Origin of the sequence: Methanoplanus limicola DSM 2279 (assembly GCF_000243255.1) — an archaeon.
In the GTDB taxonomy this organism is placed as follows: domain Archaea; phylum Halobacteriota; class Methanomicrobia; order Methanomicrobiales; family Methanomicrobiaceae; genus Methanoplanus; species Methanoplanus limicola.
Genome location: NZ_CM001436.1, coordinates 608,809 through 632,348, shown reverse-complemented (window position 1 = coordinate 632,348; position 23,540 = coordinate 608,809). Strand labels below are relative to the sequence as shown.

The 23,540-nt window shown below is 41.9% G+C and carries 18 protein-coding genes and 1 tRNA gene; 10 read left to right on the top strand and 9 right to left on the bottom strand.

Going from position 1 to position 23,540, the window contains the following annotated elements; all coding sequences use genetic code 11:
• Positions 1-7 precede the first annotated feature (7 nt).
• The 4 genes from METLIM_RS03020 to METLIM_RS03005 all read right to left on the bottom strand — a co-directional run bounded on the left by METLIM_RS03020 (position 8) and on the right by METLIM_RS03005 (position 2,929).
• On the bottom strand, positions 8-1,114 hold the full coding sequence (locus tag METLIM_RS03020; protein WP_004076442.1) for an FIST signal transduction protein: 1,107 nt from the start codon (positions 1,112-1,114) through the stop codon (positions 8-10).
• Positions 1,115-1,124: 10 nt separating this feature from the next.
• Positions 1,125-1,325, bottom strand: coding sequence for a hypothetical protein (locus METLIM_RS03015; RefSeq protein ID WP_004076441.1), 201 nt, complete (start codon positions 1,323-1,325; stop codon positions 1,125-1,127).
• Positions 1,326-1,740: 415 nt separating this feature from the next.
• Positions 1,741-2,322, bottom strand: coding sequence for a flavodoxin family protein (locus METLIM_RS03010; RefSeq protein ID WP_004076440.1), 582 nt, complete (start codon positions 2,320-2,322; stop codon positions 1,741-1,743).
• Between the two features lie 52 nt (positions 2,323-2,374).
• Entirely contained in the window at positions 2,375-2,929 is a 555-nt protein-coding gene (locus tag METLIM_RS03005; protein WP_004076439.1) for a diacylglycerol/polyprenol kinase family protein, read from the bottom strand.
• Positions 2,930-3,272: 343 nt separating this feature from the next.
• Between METLIM_RS03005 and METLIM_RS03000 the strand changes: the two genes are divergently transcribed.
• A tRNA-Ala gene (locus METLIM_RS03000) sits at positions 3,273-3,344 on the top strand.
• Positions 3,345-3,508: 164 nt separating this feature from the next.
• Here METLIM_RS03000 and METLIM_RS02995 read toward each other — a convergent pair.
• The 3 genes from METLIM_RS02995 to METLIM_RS02985 form a co-directional block, all read right to left on the bottom strand.
• Positions 3,509-3,907 carry a PIN domain-containing protein gene (locus tag METLIM_RS02995; protein ID WP_004076438.1) on the bottom strand — a complete coding sequence of 133 codons (399 nt, stop codon included), beginning with the start codon at positions 3,905-3,907 and terminating at the stop codon, positions 3,509-3,511.
• 10 nt (positions 3,908-3,917) lie between these two features.
• Positions 3,918-4,166, bottom strand: a complete 249-nt coding sequence (locus METLIM_RS02990; RefSeq protein ID WP_004076437.1) for an antitoxin VapB family protein — start codon at positions 4,164-4,166, stop codon at positions 3,918-3,920.
• Positions 4,167-4,244: 78 nt separating this feature from the next.
• The gene (locus METLIM_RS02985; protein ID WP_004076436.1) at positions 4,245-7,277 is read right to left on the bottom strand and encodes a type I restriction endonuclease subunit R; all 3,033 of its coding nucleotides are present in this window, start codon (positions 7,275-7,277) and stop codon (positions 4,245-4,247) included.
• A gap of 183 nt (positions 7,278-7,460) precedes the next feature.
• On the opposite strand from METLIM_RS02985, the gene METLIM_RS16435 reads away from it, so the two are divergent.
• Both METLIM_RS16435 and METLIM_RS02980 read left to right on the top strand, forming a co-directional pair.
• Positions 7,461-7,619, top strand: coding sequence for a hypothetical protein (locus tag METLIM_RS16435; RefSeq protein WP_157202221.1), 159 nt, complete (start codon positions 7,461-7,463; stop codon positions 7,617-7,619).
• Between the two features lie 901 nt (positions 7,620-8,520).
• Entirely contained in the window at positions 8,521-9,966 is a 1,446-nt protein-coding gene (locus METLIM_RS02980; protein WP_004076435.1) for an ATP-binding protein, read from the top strand.
• Positions 9,967-10,074: 108 nt separating this feature from the next.
• Here METLIM_RS02980 and METLIM_RS02975 read toward each other — a convergent pair whose 3' ends face one another.
• A complete protein-coding gene (locus tag METLIM_RS02975) occupies positions 10,075-11,415 on the bottom strand; it encodes a restriction endonuclease subunit S (RefSeq protein ID WP_004076434.1) in 1,341 nt (446 codons plus the stop codon).
• A gap of 400 nt (positions 11,416-11,815) precedes the next feature.
• Positions 11,816-13,537 (bottom strand): type I restriction-modification system subunit M, encoded by a 1,722-nt coding sequence (locus METLIM_RS02965; protein ID WP_004076432.1) that lies wholly within the window; start codon positions 13,535-13,537, stop codon positions 11,816-11,818.
• Between the two features lie 411 nt (positions 13,538-13,948).
• On the opposite strand from METLIM_RS02965, the gene METLIM_RS02960 reads away from it, so the two are divergent.
• The 7 genes from METLIM_RS02960 (at position 13,949) to METLIM_RS02930 (ending at position 23,405) form a co-directional block, all read left to right on the top strand.
• Positions 13,949-14,779 (top strand): hypothetical protein, encoded by an 831-nt coding sequence (locus METLIM_RS02960; protein ID WP_004076431.1) that lies wholly within the window; start codon positions 13,949-13,951, stop codon positions 14,777-14,779.
• Positions 14,780-15,049: 270 nt separating this feature from the next.
• The gene (locus METLIM_RS17295; RefSeq protein ID WP_004076430.1) at positions 15,050-19,318 is read left to right on the top strand and encodes a PKD domain-containing protein; all 4,269 of its coding nucleotides are present in this window, start codon (positions 15,050-15,052) and stop codon (positions 19,316-19,318) included.
• Positions 19,319-19,462: 144 nt separating this feature from the next.
• Positions 19,463-19,759, top strand: a complete 297-nt coding sequence (locus METLIM_RS02950; protein WP_004076429.1) for a hypothetical protein — start codon at positions 19,463-19,465, stop codon at positions 19,757-19,759.
• Between the two features lie 55 nt (positions 19,760-19,814).
• Entirely contained in the window at positions 19,815-20,237 is a 423-nt protein-coding gene (gene tnpA, locus METLIM_RS02945; RefSeq protein WP_004076428.1) for an IS200/IS605 family transposase, read from the top strand.
• Positions 20,221-21,261 carry an RNA-guided endonuclease InsQ/TnpB family protein gene (locus tag METLIM_RS02940; RefSeq protein WP_004076427.1) on the top strand — a complete coding sequence of 347 codons (1,041 nt, stop codon included), beginning with the start codon at positions 20,221-20,223 and terminating at the stop codon, positions 21,259-21,261. The genes tnpA and METLIM_RS02940 overlap by 17 nt, the downstream gene beginning before the upstream one ends.
• A gap of 319 nt (positions 21,262-21,580) precedes the next feature.
• Entirely contained in the window at positions 21,581-22,210 is a 630-nt protein-coding gene (locus METLIM_RS02935; protein WP_004076426.1) for a DUF47 domain-containing protein, read from the top strand.
• Positions 22,211-22,226: 16 nt separating this feature from the next.
• The gene (locus tag METLIM_RS02930; protein ID WP_004076425.1) at positions 22,227-23,405 is read left to right on the top strand and encodes an inorganic phosphate transporter; all 1,179 of its coding nucleotides are present in this window, start codon (positions 22,227-22,229) and stop codon (positions 23,403-23,405) included.
• Positions 23,406-23,540 lie beyond the last annotated feature (135 nt).

Sequence of the window (23,540 nt, the reverse complement as noted above, 5' to 3'; positions counted from 1 at the left end):
GGTTGTTTTACTTAAATACAAGCATTGTTGCTGTCTGGTTTATGTGACCGATGTACTCCTCGCCATATGTGCTGAATCCGATTGCAGGGATGTTTTCAAATATTTCAGCATACTCTTCAGTCTGGTTTTTGGATTCCAGTTCGAGGGTTCTTAAGATGCAGTTGAAGTTAATCAGGCCCGAAATCTCTTTCAGTTCTGACAGTTTCTCATTTACATCCTTTCTTGTGCTCTCTACTATGTCATCGGATTTGAGAATGTTCAGTTCCATTCCCTCGATGATGTTGCAGTAGAATTTCACTGCACTGCCGGCAACCTGCTGCGGGCTTCTGACAAATATGTCGTCATCCGTAATTACACCGAGGGGGTGCGTCATGAACTGTTCGGGAAGTTTTTTTGTATCCACACCGAGCTGTGATGCATACTCTTCAGCAGCCGGCCTGCCGTTGAACTCTATGACTGTCCTGTTCTCTTCATCTACCTTTGTAGCAGTCATTTTTTTATCAAGAGCGGAAAAACTCTGGGTTTTTATTATGTCAAATCCGTTTGCGGGTTTAATTACTGCAAGCAGTACTGCATCTGTGAAGGTCTCTTTGTCTGCGAAGATGCAGGTTTTCTCAAATTTCAGGTCATCTCCGGCAGATCCGCCTATAAAGGTTATATTTGTGAGATCACCTATTTTGTCCATAACTTTTTCTTCGGAATTGCTCAGGCCGTCGGCGAGAATGATGCCGACGTAATCCTCAAATTCGAGGTCTGACATTGGTTTTCCAAAGTGCCTGCCGAAGGATTCAAACGCTTTTTCAGTGTTTTTGGTGTCGCCCGGATTTTTGACTATTTCAAGGGCGATGTCTGAGATCATTTCTTCAGGAAATGCCATTGCAACGATGGAGTTTTTTAGCATTCCGCTGCTTATAATCTCACCTGATGTTGTACATCCTATTACAGTTGCGTCCGGAAATTTCTCCTTCATAAGTCTGGCGGTATCTTTTGCAGGGTAAACTGATGATGAGAAGAAAATAACCATCTTTGGGTTTATTCCTGCAAATTTGGATTTAATCTCCTCAGATGCATCATTGATGTCGGTTTTTATAGAGTATGCTGTTGAAGTTTTCATGATAATCCCTTTATAATACAATTCCCATCTCTTTTGCTACAGATTTTATTTTATCAATGACTTCAGGGTCATCTACTGAATTTCTGTCGTACTTTTTTGGATTTATTCCCTTAAGGAGAAGCTTTGTTCTTGTTGTATTGGCGACTGTGGGATTGCCGCCTGATTTTAATTCTACAAGTTTATCTATTAATTCAATTATTTTTCCGGTCATAAATCACCTTATTTTATGGTTGATATTATGATATTTATGTATGACTATTTTTTTCTTGTACGTTATTTCTGCTTTAGACTCTTTAATTTTTAAATTGATGCTTTTTGTGCTGGTTTTATAATAATTTTTTCTGTCTGGAATATTTATTTTGTAAATTATAATGTGTTGATTTGTTTGCTTTGTAAAGTTTTGTATTATCTGAGTGATTATTTTATAATGTGTTGATTTGTTTGCTTTGTAAAGTTTTGTATTATCTGAGTGATTATTTTATAATGTGTCTGATATGTCTCTTGTTTCCCTCTCCGGCTGAAGGATTCAGTGCCGGTTTATCCGTTTGTTTTGTGATGTAAAGGGCCAAAGGAGGCTTTGCAAAAAAAGATATATTTTTTGATGTGGTGATGTCCGGAATTTACTTTTAAATCCCTGTTTCTTCACTGTTATTCTGACCTGCAAGTTTTATTCCGGTTTCAAACGCTTCGTCAAGTATATCCTCCTGTTCGAGGACGTCTTTTGGCTTCGCAAGTCCGCCTGCGACAACCCAGCCGGAATTCACACCTTCAAAGAAGTGCATTGCAAAGTCAAAGGTTTTTGTAATGTCCCTGAATGCTGCCCTGTTGGGGTTGCCCTGTGTCATGACAACTGAGTATTTTATTCCGGCATCTATTCTTGAGTTGTATTCCCTGTCGATTAGTGCATACATTCTGTCGATGAAATTTTTCATCAGTCCTGACATCTGGGAGAAGTAAACCGGAGTGCCGAATACTATGGCATCTGAGAATCTGATTTTGTCATATAACTCCTGCATTCCGTCTTCAAGCCTGCAACTGTCGCTCGACTTGCAGTGCATACATCCCTGGCAGTCTTTGAAGTCATAATCGCAGAGATATACAAGTTCGGTCTCTGCACCTGCCTTTTCAGCACCTTCAAGCACTTTGAATACCAGTGCGGCTGTGTTTCCATTCTTCCTTGGGCTTCCCACAAAACCAGTTACTTTCATATTGTCTTTCTATTGAAATGAGAGAATATAATCTTTCCCTGTGATTTTCAGTTCAGATAAACTGAAGTGCATACAGTACGATGCATACCACAAAAGGCACTGTCAGGTTGTCATCTATTGGTGAGAGCAGTTCGGCAGCCGAACCTGCTATGGCAAGAATAACTGCTGTTGCCGGTGTTAAGAATGGCAGAAGGACAATAAATCCGGCTATAAGTCCGGCTGCTGTCCCTTCCCAGGATTTCTTTTTGTATAGTCTGTGTCTGCCGGCTTTTGTCCCGACTATTGTTGAAATTCCGTCAGTTACCGAGAGTACCAGGATGGCGATTGCGGCGTAATCATTGGAGAATATTACTGTGCAGAGAAGGGCGCTTATGAAAAATACTATTGCACCTTTACCGGGAACATTGACATCCCTCTCCATCCTGTTTACTATCGCTGAGAAAAGCGGGATATTGTAGCCTTTTGATATCGCATCCGCAATTGCGACAGATACAAAAACAACTGCTGTCATAACCTGCACGGCAAGGTCATGCGGGGATAAGAATATGAATGCGGTGATGAGAAGACCAAATGCCATATGGGAGGTCTTTCTGAAAATTTCTCTCATATAGAAGTTTTATCCGGTTCAGGTTTATTATTTCCCTATTCTTTCCGGAGGGTTTTGGTTATGTATCTAATCCGGAGATCTTATTTTATTATTTTCCTTTATCGTCCTTTTTTTCCCGCTATTATTCTGTTTATCTCCAGCTATCATTCTGTTTATCTCCCGCTATCATTCTGTTTATCTCCCGTTATTATTCTGTTTATCTCCCGTTATCATTCCGTTGGTATTCTGTTAACGGCCCGTAAATGTAACATTTCCCGGCCAGGTTTCAGGTGATAAATCTCCGGTAAAAAAACAAAGTATATCTGTTTAAAGCACACATTCTATTAGGCAATATTAAAATTGCGGGCTGGTAGATCAGGGGAAGATCGCTACCTTGGCATGGTAGAGGCCGCGGGTTCAATTCCCGCCCAGTCCACTCATTTTAAGTATTTCTCCGCATATTTCATTATCTGGTTAAATAATAATTTTCTGTGGTTTATTTGATTTACTTTTATTTTTCAGTTCGTCAGAATGGTAACTGCTGCAAAAATGGCGGCTGAGGTGTTGTGTTATCTGCGCAGATGACTCTTTACGACTGATTCAGTATGATATTACAGGGACGTTGTAGCGGCTTTTGAAATGATTATCCCTTGTGATTACTGCCTGGCCGGTGCGGTGTGCTATTGCCGCAATGGCTATATCATACCCTCTTAGTTTCCGGACGGGACTGTTCTTCCGGCACATGAGTTTGTAACAGTATGCTGCACAAATGTCACTGTCTTCGGGTTCGTAGCCTATGGTATTGATCATACTCAGGAATTTTTGCAGTTTTTCATAATCATCTTTGGGTTTACCGGATTTGTTTCCAATTCCCTGATATAATTCAATGTTAGTAAATACTGTGCTGAAAAGTTCTGTATTACTTCTTAATAGCCCCTCATATTTTTCATTGGCTTCATTATCACCTTCTAAAATGTCGATTATAAAACTTGTATCCATTATGGGCAAGTTATTCTCCTTCTGCTTCTTTAATTTCTTCTTTGACGTAACCTGCAATTCGTTTATATTCTTTCCTGTTTTTCTTTAGTTCCTCAAGATACTCATCTATTTCATCAGGTTCACGTGGTTCTGCAATGAATCTGCATATGACGTCATCATAAGTGTCATTTTCACCTTTTCTTGCTTTAATGCGGTTAAAGGTATCTATGCTGATGGTTATTGTCTTCCTCTGCGTCTGAGGGTTTGCACTCTGCGCCATATTATTCTAATTGATGTGTGATAATTTTAGATTTTCCGTAGTGCCCTTTTTACTTTTTGAAATTATGTAAAAGCAGTGTCACACCTGTGCGGTCCTGATCTTTCTGTATATGTCTGAACGCATCAGGTCCATTGTGTACTGCATAAATGAAGAATCATTGAACATGCGGATGAAAAATTCATCATTCTGCTCATACCTCTGAATTGCTATATCTTTGAACACTTTTTCAAAGACCGGTCTGAAGACACGCTCATCATTGTTCTGTGCAAAATTGACAAGGCTCTCTTCGGCCCGGATATCATTTTCAATCTGTAAGAGAACCTTATCCATCTCGGTAAAGTCTGTGCCGAACTTTTCATTTATCCGGTCAAGAAGTTTTGTGAGCGTGTCTTTCTTCTCTTTTTTTGCTCCGGCCTCTCCTTTGATTGGATCGATGGAATAGTCGTCATGCCTGTCCATGACGATTGACCCTGCAAAGTTCTTTTCAAGCCTGTAGTACTGCAGAAGAATTTTATCGTCCAGGTCCACAGTAACTTTTTCTCCCTTTGGAAGTACGGTTGAGAGGAATTTTGCATATGCACTGAATTTGTGCAAATCCGGGTCAAACATCCTGCATACCTGTGTGATGAACCCATATATCCGGATGAAACGCGAGAGTGTTGTTCTGAATGTTTCACGGTCCTCCGGAGACTTTGCAGCGAACCTGTCCATTGCAGGCCGGAGCGTTGCTGAGAGTCTTCCCATTTCCTCTTTATCTGCAAAGAAGATTTCAGCAAAGGAGTTTATCTCTGGCTCTCTGTAAACCCGGAAGTCGTCAAGGGTGTATTTAAGGTCGTATAATACATTGGGGTCTGTCTCTTCGGCAAGGATGGTTGCTTCGTAATACTGCTGAAATGCCTTCTGAATATCTTCTGCGGAGTTTACAAAGTCAAGGACAAATGTGCTCTCTTTGCCTTCGGCAGTTCTGTTTATCCGTGAGAGTGTCTGAACTGCTTTTACTCCGCTGAGTTTTTTATCGACAAACATTGTGTGGAGATAAGGTTCGTCAAATCCGGTCTGGTATTTCTCAGCTACTATGAGGATATTGAAATTTTCATGGAACTCTTTCGGGAGCTGTTTCTCCTTAATCTGTTCACCGGATTTTGTTCTGTTAATCTTCTCTTCGGTCCATGTCGTCCCGTCATCGGTTATTTCACCGGAGAAGGCGACTAAAACATCAAGGTCTGTGTAACCTTTGTCTTTGATGTACCGCTTAAACTCAAAGCAGTATCTGACTGCGTGAAGGCGTGACGGTGTGACGACCATTGCCTTTGCCCTGCCTCCGATCTGGTTTTTAGTCCGGTTTCTGAAGTGCTCAACCATGATGGCGGTCTTTTGGGCGAGGTTGTGGGGGTGAAGGCTTTCATAACGTCTTATCGCCTTTATTCCTGCGGCTGTGTCAAGCTCCGGGTCATCGGGTATGTTTTTGATTATCCGGTAGTACATGCTGTATGTCATGTAGTTTTTCAGTACGTCAAGGATGAATCCCTCTTCAATGGCCTGACGCATTGAGTAGATGTGATATGCCCTGTAAGTGCCGTCCGGCTGTCTGACTCCAAACATCTGGAGTGTTTTGTCTTTTGGTGTTGCTGTGAAGGCAAAGAATGAGAGGTTTTTATGCTGTCCCTGTGCTGCAATTTCGGCGACCAACTTATCTTCTTCGTCCGGGCGTTTCTCCTCTTCTTCGAGTTCGGCTTTTGCATACTCCTCAAGGATCTCTTCTGTGTCTGCAAGGGCCGTTTTGAGCTTTTTTGCCGCTTCTCCGGTCTGTGACGAATGTGCTTCATCCACGATTACCGCAAAATTTCTGTTTTCTGATCTTATTTCCTTAAAGATTACCGGAAATTTCTGAAGCGTTGTGATGATTATTCCTGCACCTGAGTTGATTGCATCTCTAAGCTGTTTTGAGTTTTTGTCTATTTTTACAACAACACCTTGGACATGGTCGAACTGATATATTGTATCCTGGAGCTGGCTGTCGAGGACTTTTCTGTCGGTGACGACTATTGTCGATTTGAAGATTTTTTCGTCTGAACTGTCATGCAGCCCTGAGAGCCGGTGTGCGAGCCATGCGATGGAGTTTGACTTTCCGCTCCCGGCACTGTGCTGTATGAGGTAGTTTTTGCCTGCACCATTCTCTTTTACATCTGACAGGAGTTTTGTTACAACGTCAAGCTGATGGTATCTTGGGAATATAAGGGTCTCTTTTATCTCTGTCTTTCCGTTGCTGTCGGTTACAGTTTCGGTTTTAATATGGAGGTATTTGTGCAGGATTTCAAGGAGGCAGTCTTTTGTGAGGACTTTCTCCCAGAGATATGATGTCTGGTATCTGTCATAGGTGAGAGGGTTTCCCGCTCCTCCTACCTCGCCTGCTCCGTTTGATCCCTGATTGAAGGGTATGAATTTTGTTTTTGCCCCGTTTAGGCGGGTGGTCATATAGACGTTGCAGAGATCGATTGCGAAGTGGACAATAATTCTCTGTTTGAATTCAAAGATAGGGTCGCGGGAGTTTCTGTCAAATCTGTACTGCCCGATTGCGTTTGCAGCATTCTGGCCGGTGAACTGGTTTTTGAGTTCGATTGACACAACCGGAATTCCGTTTACGAAAAGCACAATGTCAAGACTGTTCTCATTTGCAGGTGAGTAATGGAGCTGTCTTGTGCAGTGGAGGATATTCTGTTCGTAGCGTTCTTTTGACTCTTCGTTGATTGCGGTCTCCGGCTTCCGGTAGATTACCCTGAATCTGCATCCCCTGTCGTTTATTCCCTGCCTGAGTACCCGGATTATGCCTGTTCTTGCAGTTTCCCTTGTGAATCTCTCAAGGAATGCCTTTTCACTCTCACTGCCGTAGATACTTGTGTATTTCTTCCATTCCTTTGGCTGTGTTGTCTTTATGAATGTAAGGAGGGTTTCTGTGTCAAGTGCAAGAGTGCGGTTGAACTGTTCCGGGTTTCCCCTGACATAACCGCCGTCTGTGCATAGTGAATATTCTATATCGGTCTCAAACTGTTTTTCTGTGTAATCTCCGGCTGCCATCTGCTTAAAATCCCCGTATGTTGAACTATTATTCATCAATGATTAAAATATGATTTATTTGTCTTTTGATATATTCAGTGTTCCTGATGTCTCCGCTGTTTTGTCCGAAATATCTCCTATGAAACATTAGTACTCTTTTTTTATGATCTCAGACATACAGAGTAAATATCAGATAACAGTATCAGATTCAGGTTTTTAACGCCGGTATCGGGTACGGAGATGAAATTTTTGGAGGTAATACGGATGAGCGGTTCATATGTCAGCATACGTGACGATGTTTTAAGGAAGTCTGAGTCCATATATCAGACCATATGTGAAAGACGATGTTGTTTTGTACGGTTCTTCAGTGAGCGCTTATCACAGTTCTGCCATCATTAGCATCTGTACGAACCTGTGTTTAATCTTAATTTAAGAGGCTGTTGCGTGAATAAAATATAGTGGACAAATGAATAAATTGTTTGTATGTATTGATCAAAACTTGTCAAAAAATTCCCGTTCGTCAAATGAAATTATCTTATTGTCTACAGGAAAATAACTGTGCAACAGCCTCTTAAGTTGAATTTAACTTGCAAAAGTAAAATCGGTCCAGATAAAATAATTGCTTAAATCTCCAATATGTCTTTTATATCTCAAAGCAGGCATTTTCCTGAGTTTAATTTAAATTGCATTTCTCCTGCACATTGTCTGGAATTCACCTGTATTTTCCATTATTCAGATCTGAATTTTTGTTAAAATCCGGAATTTAAAGGTCATTTTGGTTATTTTCACCTGCCGGTTACATGAAGTGTCTGTTCTCGCCTGTTTAATCTGCATTTAACTTGCATTTAACTTGCAAAAGTAAAATCAGTCCTGAAAAAATATTTGCATGAATCTTCCATATGTCTTTTATATCTCGAAGCAGACGTTTTCCTGAGTTTAATTTAACTTGCATTTCTCCTGCACATTGTCTGGAATTCACCTGTATTTTCCATTATTCAGATCTGAATTTTTGTTAAAATCCGGAATTTAATGGTCATTTTGGTTATTTTCACCTGTCGGTTACATGAAGTGCCTGTTCTCGCCTGTTTAATCTGCATTTAAGTTGCATTTAACTTGCAAAAGTAAAATATGTTCCAAAAATATTTTTAATTATACTGTCATTGTAGCCATTATTAACTAAAATACTAATTTTTATGAATTTAATTTAAGTTGCATTTAACTTGCATTTCTGATGTTTTCAGGAAAAATACTATCTGGTAAAAGATAGATATGTATTGTAAAGAATCCGGGTGAAGGACATATGAATCTGAGTCGTTTGGTCAAAGAACTTGCAGGACTTCCAACTGAAACCGAATGGGTTGAGTTTAAGCAGAACAATGCCAGTCATGAAGATATTGGAGAATATATCAGTGCACTTGGAAATTCGGCAACATATCATGATAAAAACTCAGCTTATTTGATCTGGGGTGTCAGTGACGATACACACGGGATTGTGGGGACAACTTTTGATTACCGGAGTTATAAGGTCGGCAATGAAGAGCTTGAAAACTGGCTCCGGCATATGCTGAGTGATAACGCGGATTTTGAGTTTCAGAAGGCTGATGTTGACGGCAAAAACGTTGTCCTTCTTACCATCCGAAAGGCAATATCCAGACCGGTTACGTTTAAAAATAATGCTTATATCCGTGTAGGCAGTTACAAAAAGCCATTAAAATCCTATCCTGCAATGGAAACAAGGCTCTGGAACAGGATTAATAACTCAGATTATGAACTGCTGACTGCAAAGCAGAATCTAAAGAAGGAGGATGTTGTCAGGTGTCTGGATTATACCACATATTTTGATCTGGTCAAAATGCCTCTTCCAACTGAGATTGATCAGATTGTTCATTATCTTGCAGAGGAGCGTATTGTTATTTTGGAGGACAACGGTCTGTATTCAATAACAAATCTTGGTGCGATCATGTTTGCCCGGAAACTGTCCTATTTTCCGGGGATTTTCAGAAAGAGTATTCGGGTTATTCAGTACAGGGGCAGCAGCCGGATTGAAGCAATCCGTGAGTATGAGGAATCAAAGGGCTATGCTTCAGGCTTTGAAGGTCTTATTACATACATAAGCGGGCTTTTGCCGATGGGTGAAGTTATTGTGTCAGGTATGAGAAGAACTGTCTCTTCTTATCCGATGGATGCAGTCCGTGAACTTATTGCAAATGCACTTATTCATCAGGACTTATCAATAACCGGTGCAGGCCCTATGATTGAGATATTTGAAAGCCGTATTGAGATCACCAATCCGGGGGCACCGCTTGTTGATGTCTGGCGTATTATTGACAATCCTCCAAGGTCACGCAATGAGATAATGTCTTCCCTGATGCGAAGAGTTGGTTTTTGTGAAGAGCGTGGAAGCGGATGGGACAAAGTGGTTTCTCTTTGTGAGTTCTCACAGCTCCCGGTGCCTAAGATTGAGGAGTATGACGAGTTTACCAGAGTAACGATGTACAGCCACATCCCTTACAATAAGATGACTCATGAAGAGAGGTTGTGGGCCTGCTATATGCACGCATGTTTAAAGCAGGTCAGCAATGATTATATGACCAATAAATCCCTGCGTGAACGTTTTGGTCTTTCTAACTCAAAGAATTCCGCAGTTTCCCGTCTCATTAAAGACGCCCTTGCCAATGACCTCATAAAACCCTTTGACCCCGACACAGCACCAAGATATATGAAATATGTACCAATCTGGGCGTGACATTGAACCATACGGAACATGGTAAAAATAGAGATCAGATTTTTCAACCCGGATTTAAAATAAAATTAATCTGGATTTAACTTGGCTTTGACCTGAATTTTTCAGATTTTATGTTGAAATCTCTGCAATTTCAATCTTTCCGGTTACTGCCTCATATATCAGCGATTTCTTATACTCCTCAAGTTTCTCAATAAGTTTCTCCTTCCCGGACACTGCTTCATCAATAGCAGTGCATTTTTCATCAAGATATCCGGTGATTTCGGTTTGTTCTTTTATAGGAATAGCTAAAACAGGAGTTGTGCATAATTTTTCTTTTGTATAATGAGCAATGGTTGCCTTATTGCAGATTAAATCTAAGTATCCTGAATTTTTTACAGCACCCATCCAATAGTAAAATAATTTATTGCTTGCATTCTTGTCTTTTGCAGTTACTTTATGGACAGCATTTTGAATATAACAAGGACTTGCTTCTCCAAGATATTCTGATGAGACACCAATATCCCCACCTTCAGTAACGACAATATCCCCTTTATTTAATAGATAACGAGATTTTTCAGTCTTAGAAAACCACATTCGCTTAACTTCATCAACCCGTATTCCGTCCCATTTTAAGTTAGCCGCACACAGATAATTTTCCAAAGTATCAGATTCATCTGAAGGATTATTGCTAAGCATCTTCCCTAAAACTACATTGTAGAGCATTGATACTTTTGTTACATCCCACCCTTCCGGAATCTCACCAATCCATTCAACACCGGAATCCTTCATAGGCACATCCGGATTCAGGCCCTTTGTCACAGCCTCAGTTATCACCGACTGCCGGTATTCCTTCAGCTTATCAATAGATGCCCGCTGATTTTCGATTGCAGAGTCAATCGCGGCACATTTTTTGTCGAGGAATGAGGCGATGCGGGTTTGTTCATTTATGTTTGGCAGAGCCACATTTTCTTTAGATAAAAATGCAGATATATCTAAATTTTGAATGCCGGTTGTTTGTTTGATGTATTTTAATGATATTGTTGTATTATATAATGTTGATAATAAGTACTCAACATACATTGGGTAATGTTCTCTATTTACTTTGAGCTTTTCAATAAAATTTGCATAAATTGCAGGAAAGTCTTCAAGAAATATTACAACACGTCCTACTGGAGTTAAGTCTCCACCACCCGATTTTTCAATTAGAATATCTCCAGGTTTAAGCAGTAACTTGTCTATAATGTTTTTAGGATAATTTCTTTTTGTGTATTCGTTTTTTATAGAGATTTTCAAATTTGAAAAATTAAAATCTGCAACTCTAATGCAAATTAAATCACCATCATTACCTTTTGCTTCTTCTCCCCAAGCACCACCATTTCTTTCAGAGAAAACTCTTTTCAGTGTAAAGACATTCCAGTCTTCCGGGATTTTGCCTATCCACTCAATACCGGAATCTTTCATTGTTCTCATTAGATACCACCAGAGATCTTTTGATGAAGATGTGAGTGAGGGTAAGGATATTGGTGAGGATGTGATTCGTCTGTTTTTGTTTTTGTTTTTGTCTTTGTCTTTGTCTCTGTCTCTGGAATCTGTATTGGCTGCCGGAAATTGGGTGTTTTGAATTCGAGACGCAGTGCGTCTCGAATTGAAAGTACTATATAAGAGTGATCTAATTTGGAACGCAGTGCGTTCCGAATTGAAATTATTGTGGATATTTGTTTATATGCCGAAATGACATTCCTGCGGACATTCTGGTGAATGTCGTCTGATGGGAGGAAATGAGGGGCAGAAAGTGATTCAGAATTGTAATCAGAATCATAACCGGAATATGAATCATAACCAGAATCGGAGTCTGGAATATCTTCAGGTGTCATTTCCGGAAAATCTCCGTGAGGCTGCCTTCAAGTTCCTGTTCAAGGGTTAAGATTTCGTCCATGATCTCCTTGCTTGGTCGTGGAGGGGTGTACTTGTAGAAATAGCGGGTGAAGGAGATCTCATAGCCGACTTTTGTCTTCTTTTCGTCAATCCATGCGTCCGGTGCGAAAGGGAGGACTTCACGCCCGAAGTATTTGTTGATGTCTTCACTCAGGGGAATGTTCTCTGTATCTCGCTTTGATGAGTCGGGTTTTGGTTTTCCTTTTGAGAGAACAGGTTTATTGTTCTCGTCCAGAAGCGGGCGTTCAACCGTTATTTTGTGGTAACCAAAATCCTCGTTACTGAATATTTTGCTTATGTCATTCTCCTTAAACTCACCGTAAATCCGGGTGATTTCAGCAATTGCTTGTGGGGAGATGTCGTTTCTCTTATTGCCAAGTGATTTCCTGCGTTTGACAAACATATGATTGGCATTGATTAACTGAACCTTTCCTCTCCTTTTCTCCGGTTTTTTGTTGGATAATACCCAGATATAGGTCGCAATTCCGGTATTGTAGAATATGTCATTCGGAAGAGCAATTATAGCATCCAGGAGATCATGCTCTAAGATATATCTCCTTATCTCAGACGGGCCTGAACCCGCATCTCCGGTAAAGAGCGGAGAACCGTTATGAATAATAGCAACCCTTGATCCTGAATCCTTCATCTTCGATATTGCCGTTAACAGAAATAGCATCTGGCTGTCACCGATTGCAGGCGTTCCCGGACCAAACCTTCCGGCAAAGCCCTGTTTTGCCTCTTTCTCAATCGCACTCTTCTCATTCTTCCACTCCCTGCCAAAAGGCGGATTTGAGAGGATATAGTCAAACTGCATATCTGCACACTGGTCATCAGATAACGTATTTCCGTTTTTAATCTGTTCTGCACCTCCGCCCTTAATCAGAATATCAGCCTTGCAGATAGCAAATGTATGATCATTAAGCTCCTGACCAAACCCGATAAGTTCTGCCCCGGAATTCATCCTGTGCAGATATTCGGAAGCGACTGAAAGCATACCGCCTGTACCGCATGCCGGATCATACAGTGTTTTTTTGATGTTATTTCCGGACAGGACATCACTGTCATCAATAAACAGAATGTTTACCATCAGTTCAATGACTTCACGCGGGGTGTAGTGCTGTCCGGCATCCTCATTGTGTGACTCTGAAAAACGCCTGATAATCTCCTCAAAGATGTATCCCATCTCCAGATTGGATATTTTTGACGGGTGAAGGTTTCCTTTCGGCGTTGTGTACTCCTTTAAGACATTATACAGAATGCCCTTCTTCGCCATCGTTGTAATGTGTCCGTCAAACTTAAACTTCTCAATAATCTCCTGAACATTCGGAGAAAAACCGTTCAGATAATTTTTAAAGTTCGCCTCGATGTTATCCGGATCATCAAGCAGTCTCTGAAAAGTAAATCTGCTTGTATTATAAAATGAGTAGCCGGATTTCCTCTTAAGAAATTCATCCTTCATTGCAACAGTCTTCATCTTCTCGTCTTCTGCAAGAACTGCATCCTTCGTGTCCGCAAGAACGCAGTCAAAACGTCTTATTACAGTCAGAGGAAGAATAACCTCTCCGTATTCGTGTGGTTTGTATGCTCCGGTCAGTTTGTCTGCAATTGACCAGATAAGATTAGCTTTGTCACTGATATTTGAACTTAAATTTCTCATATTGACCCATTTTCCGCTATTATTTTCTTATTTAATATATGAGTTTACAATTAATAAATAGTGTCAGATTTAAAATGAGGCTTTAATCACCGGACATAAGCTCTGAAAAGAACTCATTATTTTATCATTTCCCGATCCCCCCCTGCTTATATTTAAATAATATCCTCTCACTCTGTAGATGTAACATTAAATGGAGGTAATATTCTGACATATAATAAAACTCCGGGGAAGAAGCCCTCCGGATTAACATTAACTCTTCCGGATTCCTGTGCCTTAAACTCCCGTGACATTAATCCTGATAACCCTGCTCCCGGTAGATTTGATTCCAATAGGTGTAACTGGAATTTCAGCGGACAAAATCCGTCAGCTGCCACAACTGATACAGTCACAAATATCCTTCATGCCGGAATTGTGGCTGCTGTTGTGGCTGTTGCTATGTTCATCGCTTTATTTGCGGGTGTGGCATCTGCCTACCCTGCTGAGTATCTTGAATCCGGCACAGCATGGGGTTATACTCCCGGTGACATATCCGGACTTAAAGATGAATACCCGGCAGATTTTCAGTATTACCATATCTCATGGATAAAAATAGTCCCTGAATCAGACACCGACGAATGGGGCGCTGCATCGGATTACATCTGCACCCTTAAAACTCCGCACGGCAAGGAGATCTACATCCGGCCCGGCAGGGATGTTTTTTATACGCCACCCGGAGATGACGAAGGCGGACTCTTCAATGACGGCGGTATGGGGTATTACTCAGTTAATATCAGCAGCCTCGTAGCCGGTGCAAAAGCTGATATGATCCCGTGGAGAGGGACATGGACGGTAGAGTATTTCTTCAATCAGAAAGACTCAAAGAATCCTCCGGATTATGCCTTTATAACCAATACAACCTTCACAGTCTATGACGATTACACCCCTACACCAACGCCGACACCTGAGGCTGTAAGTCCAAAAACAACACCTGCAATTCCCGAAGGGTTCGTTCCGGCAGGATCATATACATCTGATACCTCCGGAGGTGATTCCGGAACCGGCAGCGTAGCAGAAACAACAGTTAAACCGGCTGCCGGATATACGGAAAAGCCGGTTTCTGCCGGCAGTTTTAACGCCACCGGCAGCGATGGTGACGATAACGGCATATACATCTGGATTATCGCGGCAGTTGCCCTCATTGTTGCAGTGATAGTTATTGTCAGGATTATAATGGGCAGAAACAGGGATGACTATTACCTGTAACCGGAAGATATTCTGATATTATACCTCCGGCAAGAACCTGCATCAGATAAATGAGGCAGATTAACATTATAAATCATTTTTTAAGGAACTTTTACAGATAACTGAATTTGCGGGGGAGAAGTCGATCTATTTCCATTATGGAAAGTAATATTTAATATTAAAACAATGCCTGCTATTTAGACATATTGATGGTTGCTGAATGCCGTAAATACGGACTTTAAAAATTTCCGGCAGAAACAAAATCATGTGTTCAGGGTTTGGTGATTGTAAATGAAAGCACTTGTGTGTTTCATCATATTTATGGCTTTATCTGCCGTTTTTGGTATTGCTTCTGCTCAGGAATCTGCATTTCCTTCTTCTTATGCTGAATTATACTCCACGTCAATTCAGCCAGACGCTGTTCCTGAAGGTCCTGCCTTAGACTGGCAGCGCTGTCTGGGCGGCTCAATGACTGAATTATTAAACAGCATACAGAAAACGGGCGATGGCGGATACATAATCGCCGGATATGCCTACTCATCCGATGGAGATGTCAGCGGTCACCATGGCGGATGGACCGATGCCTGGGTAGTGAAACTTGACTCCGGCGGAATTTTTGAGTGGCAGCAATGCCTGGGCGGGACCGGTGATGACTCTGCATCGAGCATAATACAGACTAATGACGGAGGTTATTCACTTGCAGGAAGGACCACATCTGACAACGGTGATGCCGGCGGTAACCATGGCGGCGGCGATGCATGGGTGGTAAAAGTCGATTTGGACAGGGATATTGAGTGGCAGCAGTGCCTTGGCGGTTCCGGTGATGATACTGCATACAGCATACAGCAGAGCAGTGACGGAGGATATATAATCGCCGGAGAGACCTACTCAAACGATGGCAATGTCAGTGGTAACCATGGCGGCGGAGATGCCTGGATAGTAAAACTGGATAGAAACGGAACCCTTGAGTGGCAGCAATGCCTCGGCGGTTCAGATTATGACTGCGCAAGGTGTGTCCGGGAGACTGGCGATGGCGGGTACATAATCACCGGAGAAACTTTCTCAAATGATGGAAATGCCGGCGGTAACCACGGCGGCGGTGATGCCTGGGTTGTGAAACTTAACTCCGGAGGAACTCTTCAGTGGCAGCACTGTCTTGGAGGTGCAGGTGGTGACAAAGCATACAGCATACAGAAAACGGGCGATGGCGGATACATAATCGCCGGAGGGACCTCCTCAAACGATGGAGATGCCAGCGGCAACCACGGCAGCGGTGATGCCTGGGTTGTGAAACTTAACTCCGGCGGAACCCTTCAGTGGCAGCAATGCCTCGGCGGAACCAGCGGGGACACTGCCTACAGTATAGAACTGGCAGAAGGTGGCGGATACTTAATCGCCGGAGAAACACATTCTGACGATGGAGATGTCAGCGGAAAACATGGCAAATGGGATGGCTGGGTAGTGAAACTTGACTCCGGCGGAACTCCTGAGTGGCAGCGCTGCCTTGGGGGATCAGAGGGAGATTCTCTACGCAGTATAGTGCAGATCAGTGACGGGATTTACATAACAGCAGGTGTTACCTTCTCAAACGATGGTGATGTAAGCGGTAGCCATGGGAGCGGTGATTTCTGGGTGGTTAAATCTGCTCCTGAATCTGACGTAAAAAAACCTGATGCCGATTTTTCAGCAGATAAGACAACAGGGACATCACCCCTGACAGTTAATTTCACTGACCTCTCAAAAAATAACACAACATCATGGAACTGGTCGTTTGGTGACGGAGGATTATCCACCATCCGGAATCCGGTGTACACATACAGCTCAGCCGGAAATTATACTGTAAATCTGACCGTTTCAAACGATGCAGGGGCTGACACAGAGACAAAAACAGATTATATTATTGTAACAGCACCTGAACCCTGTCAGGCAACTTTTTACCTCAACCAGAATCTTGTGGTGGATAGTGAAGGAGATATAATTTCTGCCGGAAGTTATACAGGGGTTTATAATTATTTTCTCTCCATTGTAAATGAAGAAATATTCTATGCCGGGGACCTCAGTACAAAAGATTCAGATGAAGACAATAATTCAGAAAGAGTTCTTGTACGCCCGGAATTCTCAATGGATATTCCTGGATTTTCGGAATATATTACCGGATATGCCTGGCCTGATTATGCCTCAATAACAGGCGACAGGATTTGCTGGAAGTTCCCTGAGTCATTTAATATTGGGGTCGGGGAGGTCCTGAGTACATCTGCGCAGTCTTCAAAGACAGATGAGATGGAACTTCAGTTTACCATATCAAGAACATTTAACAGGACATTCTTTGAGGAGTCAGGCGTACAGCATTTTGAATTCTCAGTAGTATTTGCTAATCTCAGTTTTACTGAATGCTGGGGAAGAATAAGTTACCCTGATTCCGGAAATGTAACGACTTCAAAAATACCTTATTCTATTAATTGCAATGCCCCTGTTACGTGGGAATTCGGTAAAGAGAGGGACCAGTTTGTTTTTGATGTGAACAGTCTCTCATCCGGAGCTGAATACAACTTCTCTGTCGATATTGACGTTAAAACATATCACAATGTTACATACAAACCGGAAGTCTTTATCTGTACTGTTACAGGAAATGAAAGCAGGGTTCTTAATTATGGCCGGGCTGCAACAGTTCCGGCTGATATGCTTCCGGTTTACATCTCAAATGCAACTGCCGGAAGTGAAACCGATTCATCATGGAGATTACTGAGGAAGGACAACCTCAGAGGTACTTTGAACAGTTTTATAGAAGAAGTTCCTTCAGCTAAGAAAAAGACGGAATTCCCCGGTGTGCAATGGCAGCTCTGTCTTGGTGGTACCGGCATTGATCATCTGTACAGCATAGAGCAGACGGGAGACGGGGGCTACATCGCAACAGGATTTACCAATTCAAGCAACGGCGATGTAAGCGGAAATCATGGAGGACATGATGTATGGGTAGTGAAACTTGACTCCGGCGGAACTCTTCAGTGGCAGCGTTGTCTTGGAGGAACAGGTGCGGAGAGGGGATATGACATAAAGCAGACAGGCGATGGCGGATACATAATAACCGGTTCTACAACATCAGATGATGGAGATGTCAGCGGACACCACGGGGGTAAAATCCCGGAAGGGACCGTGATTAACAGTCACGTATCAAATGACGAAGATATCAGTGAATTTCAGGAAGTAAGCGATTTCTGGGTTGTGAAACTTGACTCCGGCGGAAATCTTCAGTGGCAGCACTGCCTTGGCGGCTGGAATTATGATGAATCATATAGCCTCTGCGGGACAGGCGACGGAGGGTTCATCATCGCCGGAGTGACCTACTCAGAAGACGGCGATGTCACAGGAAATCATGGATTGGGTGATTTCTGGGTGGTGAAACTTGACTCCGCAGGAATTCTGCAGTGGCAGCGCTGTCTTGGCGGATCAGGCGCAGACTATGCCTACAGCATAACGCAGACAGACGATGGCTGCTACATAATAACCGGTTTTACAGGATCAAATGACGGTGATGTAAGCGGATGCCTTGGAGTATGTGATGCCTGGACAGTGAAACTGGACTCAGCAGGAAATCTTCAGTGGCAGAGATGCATCGGCGGTTCTTATGGTGAATCGGCAAGCAGCATAATACAGACAGACGATGGCGGCTACATAACCGCCGGAGAATCCTACACATACGATGGTGATGTATTCGGGCATGGTGCATTAGACTTCTGGGCTGTCAAAATGGATTCAGATGGTTATTCTGAGTGGCAGCGCTGTCTGGGAGGGGTGGCCTCTGATAGTGCATACAGTATACAGCAGTCTGTTGATGGTGGTTATATATTAGCCGGAGAAACCATGTCTAATGAAACTTTATCCATTGATGGTGATGTCACCGGAAATCATGGCGGATATGACGCCTGGGTTGTTAAAGTGGACTTCCTTGGATTTATTGAGTGGCAGCGCTGTCTTGGCGGTTCGGATTATGACTATGCAAAGTGTATCCGGAAGACAGACGATGGCGGATATATAGTAGCCGGCTATACAGAATCAAATGATGGGGATGTAAGTGGAAACCATGGTGACTATGATGGCTGGGTAGTAAAAATTGCTCCTGAATCTGGCATGATAAGCCCTGATGCAGATTTTTCAGCAGATAAGACAAAAGGGACATCACCTCTGGCAGTTAATTTCAGTGATCTCTCTACAGGCAGTCCGGAATCATGGAACTGGTCGTTTGGTGACGGAGGATTATCCACCATCCGGAATCCGGTGTACACATACAGCTCAGCCGGAAATTATACTGTAAATCTGACCGTTTCAAACGATGCAGGGGCTGACACGGAGACAAAGACTGAATATATTATTGTTTATCCAAAAGGTGACTTCAACCACAACGGCGTGGTTGATATAGGCGACGCTTCAAAGGTGGCATATATGCTTGTAAAGATAGTTCCTGAAGATCCGGGTGCTGACTTCAACTTCAATGGATTTGTGGATATAGGTGATGTTTCAAAGATTGCCTATTACATTGCCGGGAAGACAGGCGGTCTTTAAGATTAATCTCACTTCATACAACTTCAATCAAATTAACTCAATTTTTTTAATCCCTGTTCACCCGGACGCCTTTCCGGCTGAAAAAAACAGTATATGAATTAAAGCCGGAGATAGTATTATGATTCCATCAGTGTATCTTAGATTATGAAAGGGGTAATTGTAATTATGACAGTTCTGTCACTTCTTCTCTTCTCTGTATGCATCAGCGGATGTACAGAAGAGGGGCAGGTCAGTGAAGATCAGGGGACAGTACAGCCAACAGCAGTGCAGACCACAGCCGCAAAAACTCCAGCTGAAGATAAAGAAGAGATGACGGTTCCCTGGACTCCGGACGGTATCATCTCCGAAGGTGAGTATATGGATGTCTTCAGATCAGATGACGGCAAATTTGAGTTTTACGATCATGGCAGCAGAAAGCCCACGACTTTAGTCGTGGGATGAATGCGTCTATATCACGACAATAACTATATATTCTTACCCCTAGATAATTATACTGTTGGCAAAAAAAGAACGCTGGACTCATGCGAATACCTGCGTATATAATATTGGGTATCATATTATTTGGTGTCCTAAATATAGGCGAAATGTCTTACAACCAGATGTTGCAGTAAGGTTGAAAGAGTTATTGCATGAAAAGGCATCTGATATTGATGTGATAATTGAAGTTATGGAAATCATGCCGGACCACCTACATTTATTTGTTAAAACAAAACCAACTGCAAGCCCACATTGGGTTATTCAGCAATTTAAAGGTTATACTTCAAGAATTTTAAGACAGGAGTTTAGCACATTGAGAACCCGTCTTCCAACATTATGGACCAGAAGTTATTATTGTGAGAGTTGTGGTCATATTTCAGACGAAATTGTAAAAAAATACATCGAAGATCAAAAAAGAACTAATTATGATTCTGACCTATAAAATCCGTCACAATCAGGACTTCACTGAAGACCTAAAAAAAGCCTTTAAAGTAGCGGAGTTTGCAGTCAGGAATCCAAAGTGCAGGTCTTCTAAAGCAGTTAAAGATATTGGATTAAAATCAGCAATATCTAACCAAATATTGCGGAAATATGGTAACCAGAAAAAGATTAAACGAGTACATAATGTAAATTTAGTTATTCCAAATCAATCAATCAGAGTCGATAAAGATAATCGGATTATCAAAATAGTCCCATTAAAATTAACATTGAATTATCAATTCCCTGATTTTGAGAAAATAAATCAAATTGAAATTGATAAAGAGTTTGCTTATATATCGTGCACCGTCAAAGAAGATTCCGAGATGATACCCTCTGCATTTATAGGGGTTGATCGGAACACTACGGGCCATATTGCTGTATTGGCAAATCCAGATACTGGAAAAATTGAAAAGCTTGGTAAAAAAGCACTTCATATCCACAATAAATATTCTGCAATTCGTAAACGACTTCAAAGACAGGGAAAATTCAGACAATTGAAGAAGATAAAGGATAAAGAATCCCGAATTGTCAAAGATTTAAACCATAAAATAAGTCGCAGGATTGTTAATATTGCTAAAGAACAAAATGCAGGTCTTGTATTTGAAGATTTAAAAGGGATTCGTAACTCCCGGAAACAGAGTAAATCGTTTAAATACGCCTTGAACAGTTGGTCATTTTATCAACTACAGTTATTTGTAGAATATAAGGCTAAGCTGCTTGGCGTTCCGGTGTATTATATAGATCCTGCATATACATCTCAAAACTGTTCAATTTGTGGTAAAATAGGAATTCGTAACGGAAAAGAGTTTAAGTGTCCACATTGTGGCCACGTTGATCATGCTGATGTAAATGCTGCATTCAACATAGCAAATCGTCAAAAAAGCATGGTTGATCGTGTACAGAAAGAGATGTACACGATGGGAGCACTGATACCCCACGACGCAATGTTTGAAGAATGTCAAACGTCAGAACCCCACGTGCTTTAGTCGTGGGAGTATGTCAGCCTCGGTTGATCTGTAAATGTATTCAATGAGATATAATTGTAATCCGTTACCGGCATTTATAGTGCACTTCATAGTCTCAGCAAACTTACCGGATAATTCAGGAAAGTATCTGCATTATACTATAGTATCCGCAGGGAATTTTTGGCGGATAAATAAAGGGCAGATCATGTTTTTAAATCTCCCGGGCGTGTGTCTTGTCAATTAATTCTCATTAGTTACATTTATGATTTACCCGTTTTCCCCCGGTGTCATTAGTAAATGTTAATGTAATCCGCAGACCAATTTTAATTGGTGAAAAAGGTTGGGCCTAAGAGACTGGATAATACCTCAGGATAAAGTTTTTTTCGATCTTTTTGAAGAACAGGCAGAAGTTCTCAAAAAGGCATCTGTTCATTTATGTTCAATGATTCAGAACTTCAATGACCCGATGAATGACTGTCATAAGATGAAAGCTTATGAAAATGAGGGCGATGATATTACTCATACAATATATCAGATATTAAACAAGACTTTCATCACCCCCATTGAACCGGAAGAGATCTCAAAACTTGCGAAGGTTCTCGATGATATTCTGGACCATATTGACGATATTGCAAGGCAGCTTTACACATATAACATCAAAAAGACTGATAATTATATGGTTGAGATGTCAAAGCTTATTCATCTGCAGGCTGAGGAGCTGGTTCTTGTTACCGCTGCTCTAAGGGACCTCAAAAAGCCGGATTTCATAGAAGAGAAGTGTATAGAGATAAACCGTCTTGAAAATCTTGCAGACGAGATCCTTGACCGGGCACTGCGTGAGTTGTTCTTAAGCGATGATGCAATAAGGATTATCAAACTCAAGGAAATATATGAAACTCTTGAGATTGCAACTGATCTCTGTGAAGAAGCGGCGAATGTTATCGGCGATATAGCGATTAAGCACTCTTAGAGGTTGAAACAGATTCATGGAATTTCTGATAATCGTAGCCGGCATAATCCTGGCATATCTCTTTAATTTTGTAAACGGGCTAAATGATGCTGCAAATTCCATTGCAACAATTGTTGCAACAAAGGCGCTTTCGCCCTTAAAAGCTGTTTTAATGGCAGCTTTTTTCAACCTTGTCGGGCCTCTTGTTTTCACAACCGCAATTGCGGCCATGATTGGCAAAGGCATTGTTGACCCTTCATTTATGACCAGTCAGCTCCTTTTAGGTGCAATGTCTGGTGCTGTCATCTGGGTTTTTTCAGCATCATACTTTGGTATCCCTGTATCCAGCAGTCATGCACTGATCGGCGGTCTTCTTGGTGCGGGCATTGCAAGCGGCGGTCTTGGCGCAATATTGTGGCCGGCTTCCGGAACTGCCGAAGCTCTTCTCTTTTACATGCTTTTGGGCGGTACATTCTTCGCCTTTCTCTTCTCTGCGGTCTGTATGTATAAAAAAGAAAACTGGCGCTTATATCTTATTCCGGCTTTCCTTGCCGGAATTACATTCACGGTGCCCCTTCTGATAATATTTGATGTCGTCCAGGTCAAAGGGATTTTAGCTGTAGTTGTCTTCATTATCGTCTCCCCTATGCTTGGGCTTATATCTGCACTGCTTCTGGGGCTTATTATTATGCGCCTCTTTCAGAAGTCAAATCCCGGTAAGTTAAATCAGGCTTTTAAACCGCTTCAGATTTTTGCAGGAGCACTTCAGGCAGTCGGGCATGGTGCAAATGATGCCCAGAACGCGATGGGAATGATTACGGCTATGCTGCTTGCCGGTGGTTTTATGACGGAATTTGAAGTGCCTTTCTGGGTTATTATATCCTCCTGCCTGATGATATCTCTTGGAACACTGCTTGGAGGATGGCGCGTTGTTGAGAAGATGGCAAACCGTATCACAAAAATCAGGCCATATCAGGGATTTGCCGCATCCGCTGCCGGTGGTGCCGTTCTCTCACTTATGACCTCTTTTGGTGTGCCTGTATCAACAACCCATGCAATGTCAGGCGCAATTATGGGTGCCGGAGCATCAAGAGGGTATTCCTCAGCTGTAAAATGGGGAATTGTCAGGGAGATTGTTGCTGCATGGATTCTCACAATTCCTGCTGCGGCATTTGTATCAGGTATGGTATATCTGGTGATTGCGACGTACATGTAATCTAAAATTAAAATAGTTTTTTTTCTGTATCTTTGATATATAATTCGCTTACATACATTTCATATCCGGAAAAATATGGCGTGATTCTTTTAAATCTAAATTGTCCTGAAGAGAGGGATGATGTACAATTTAAAA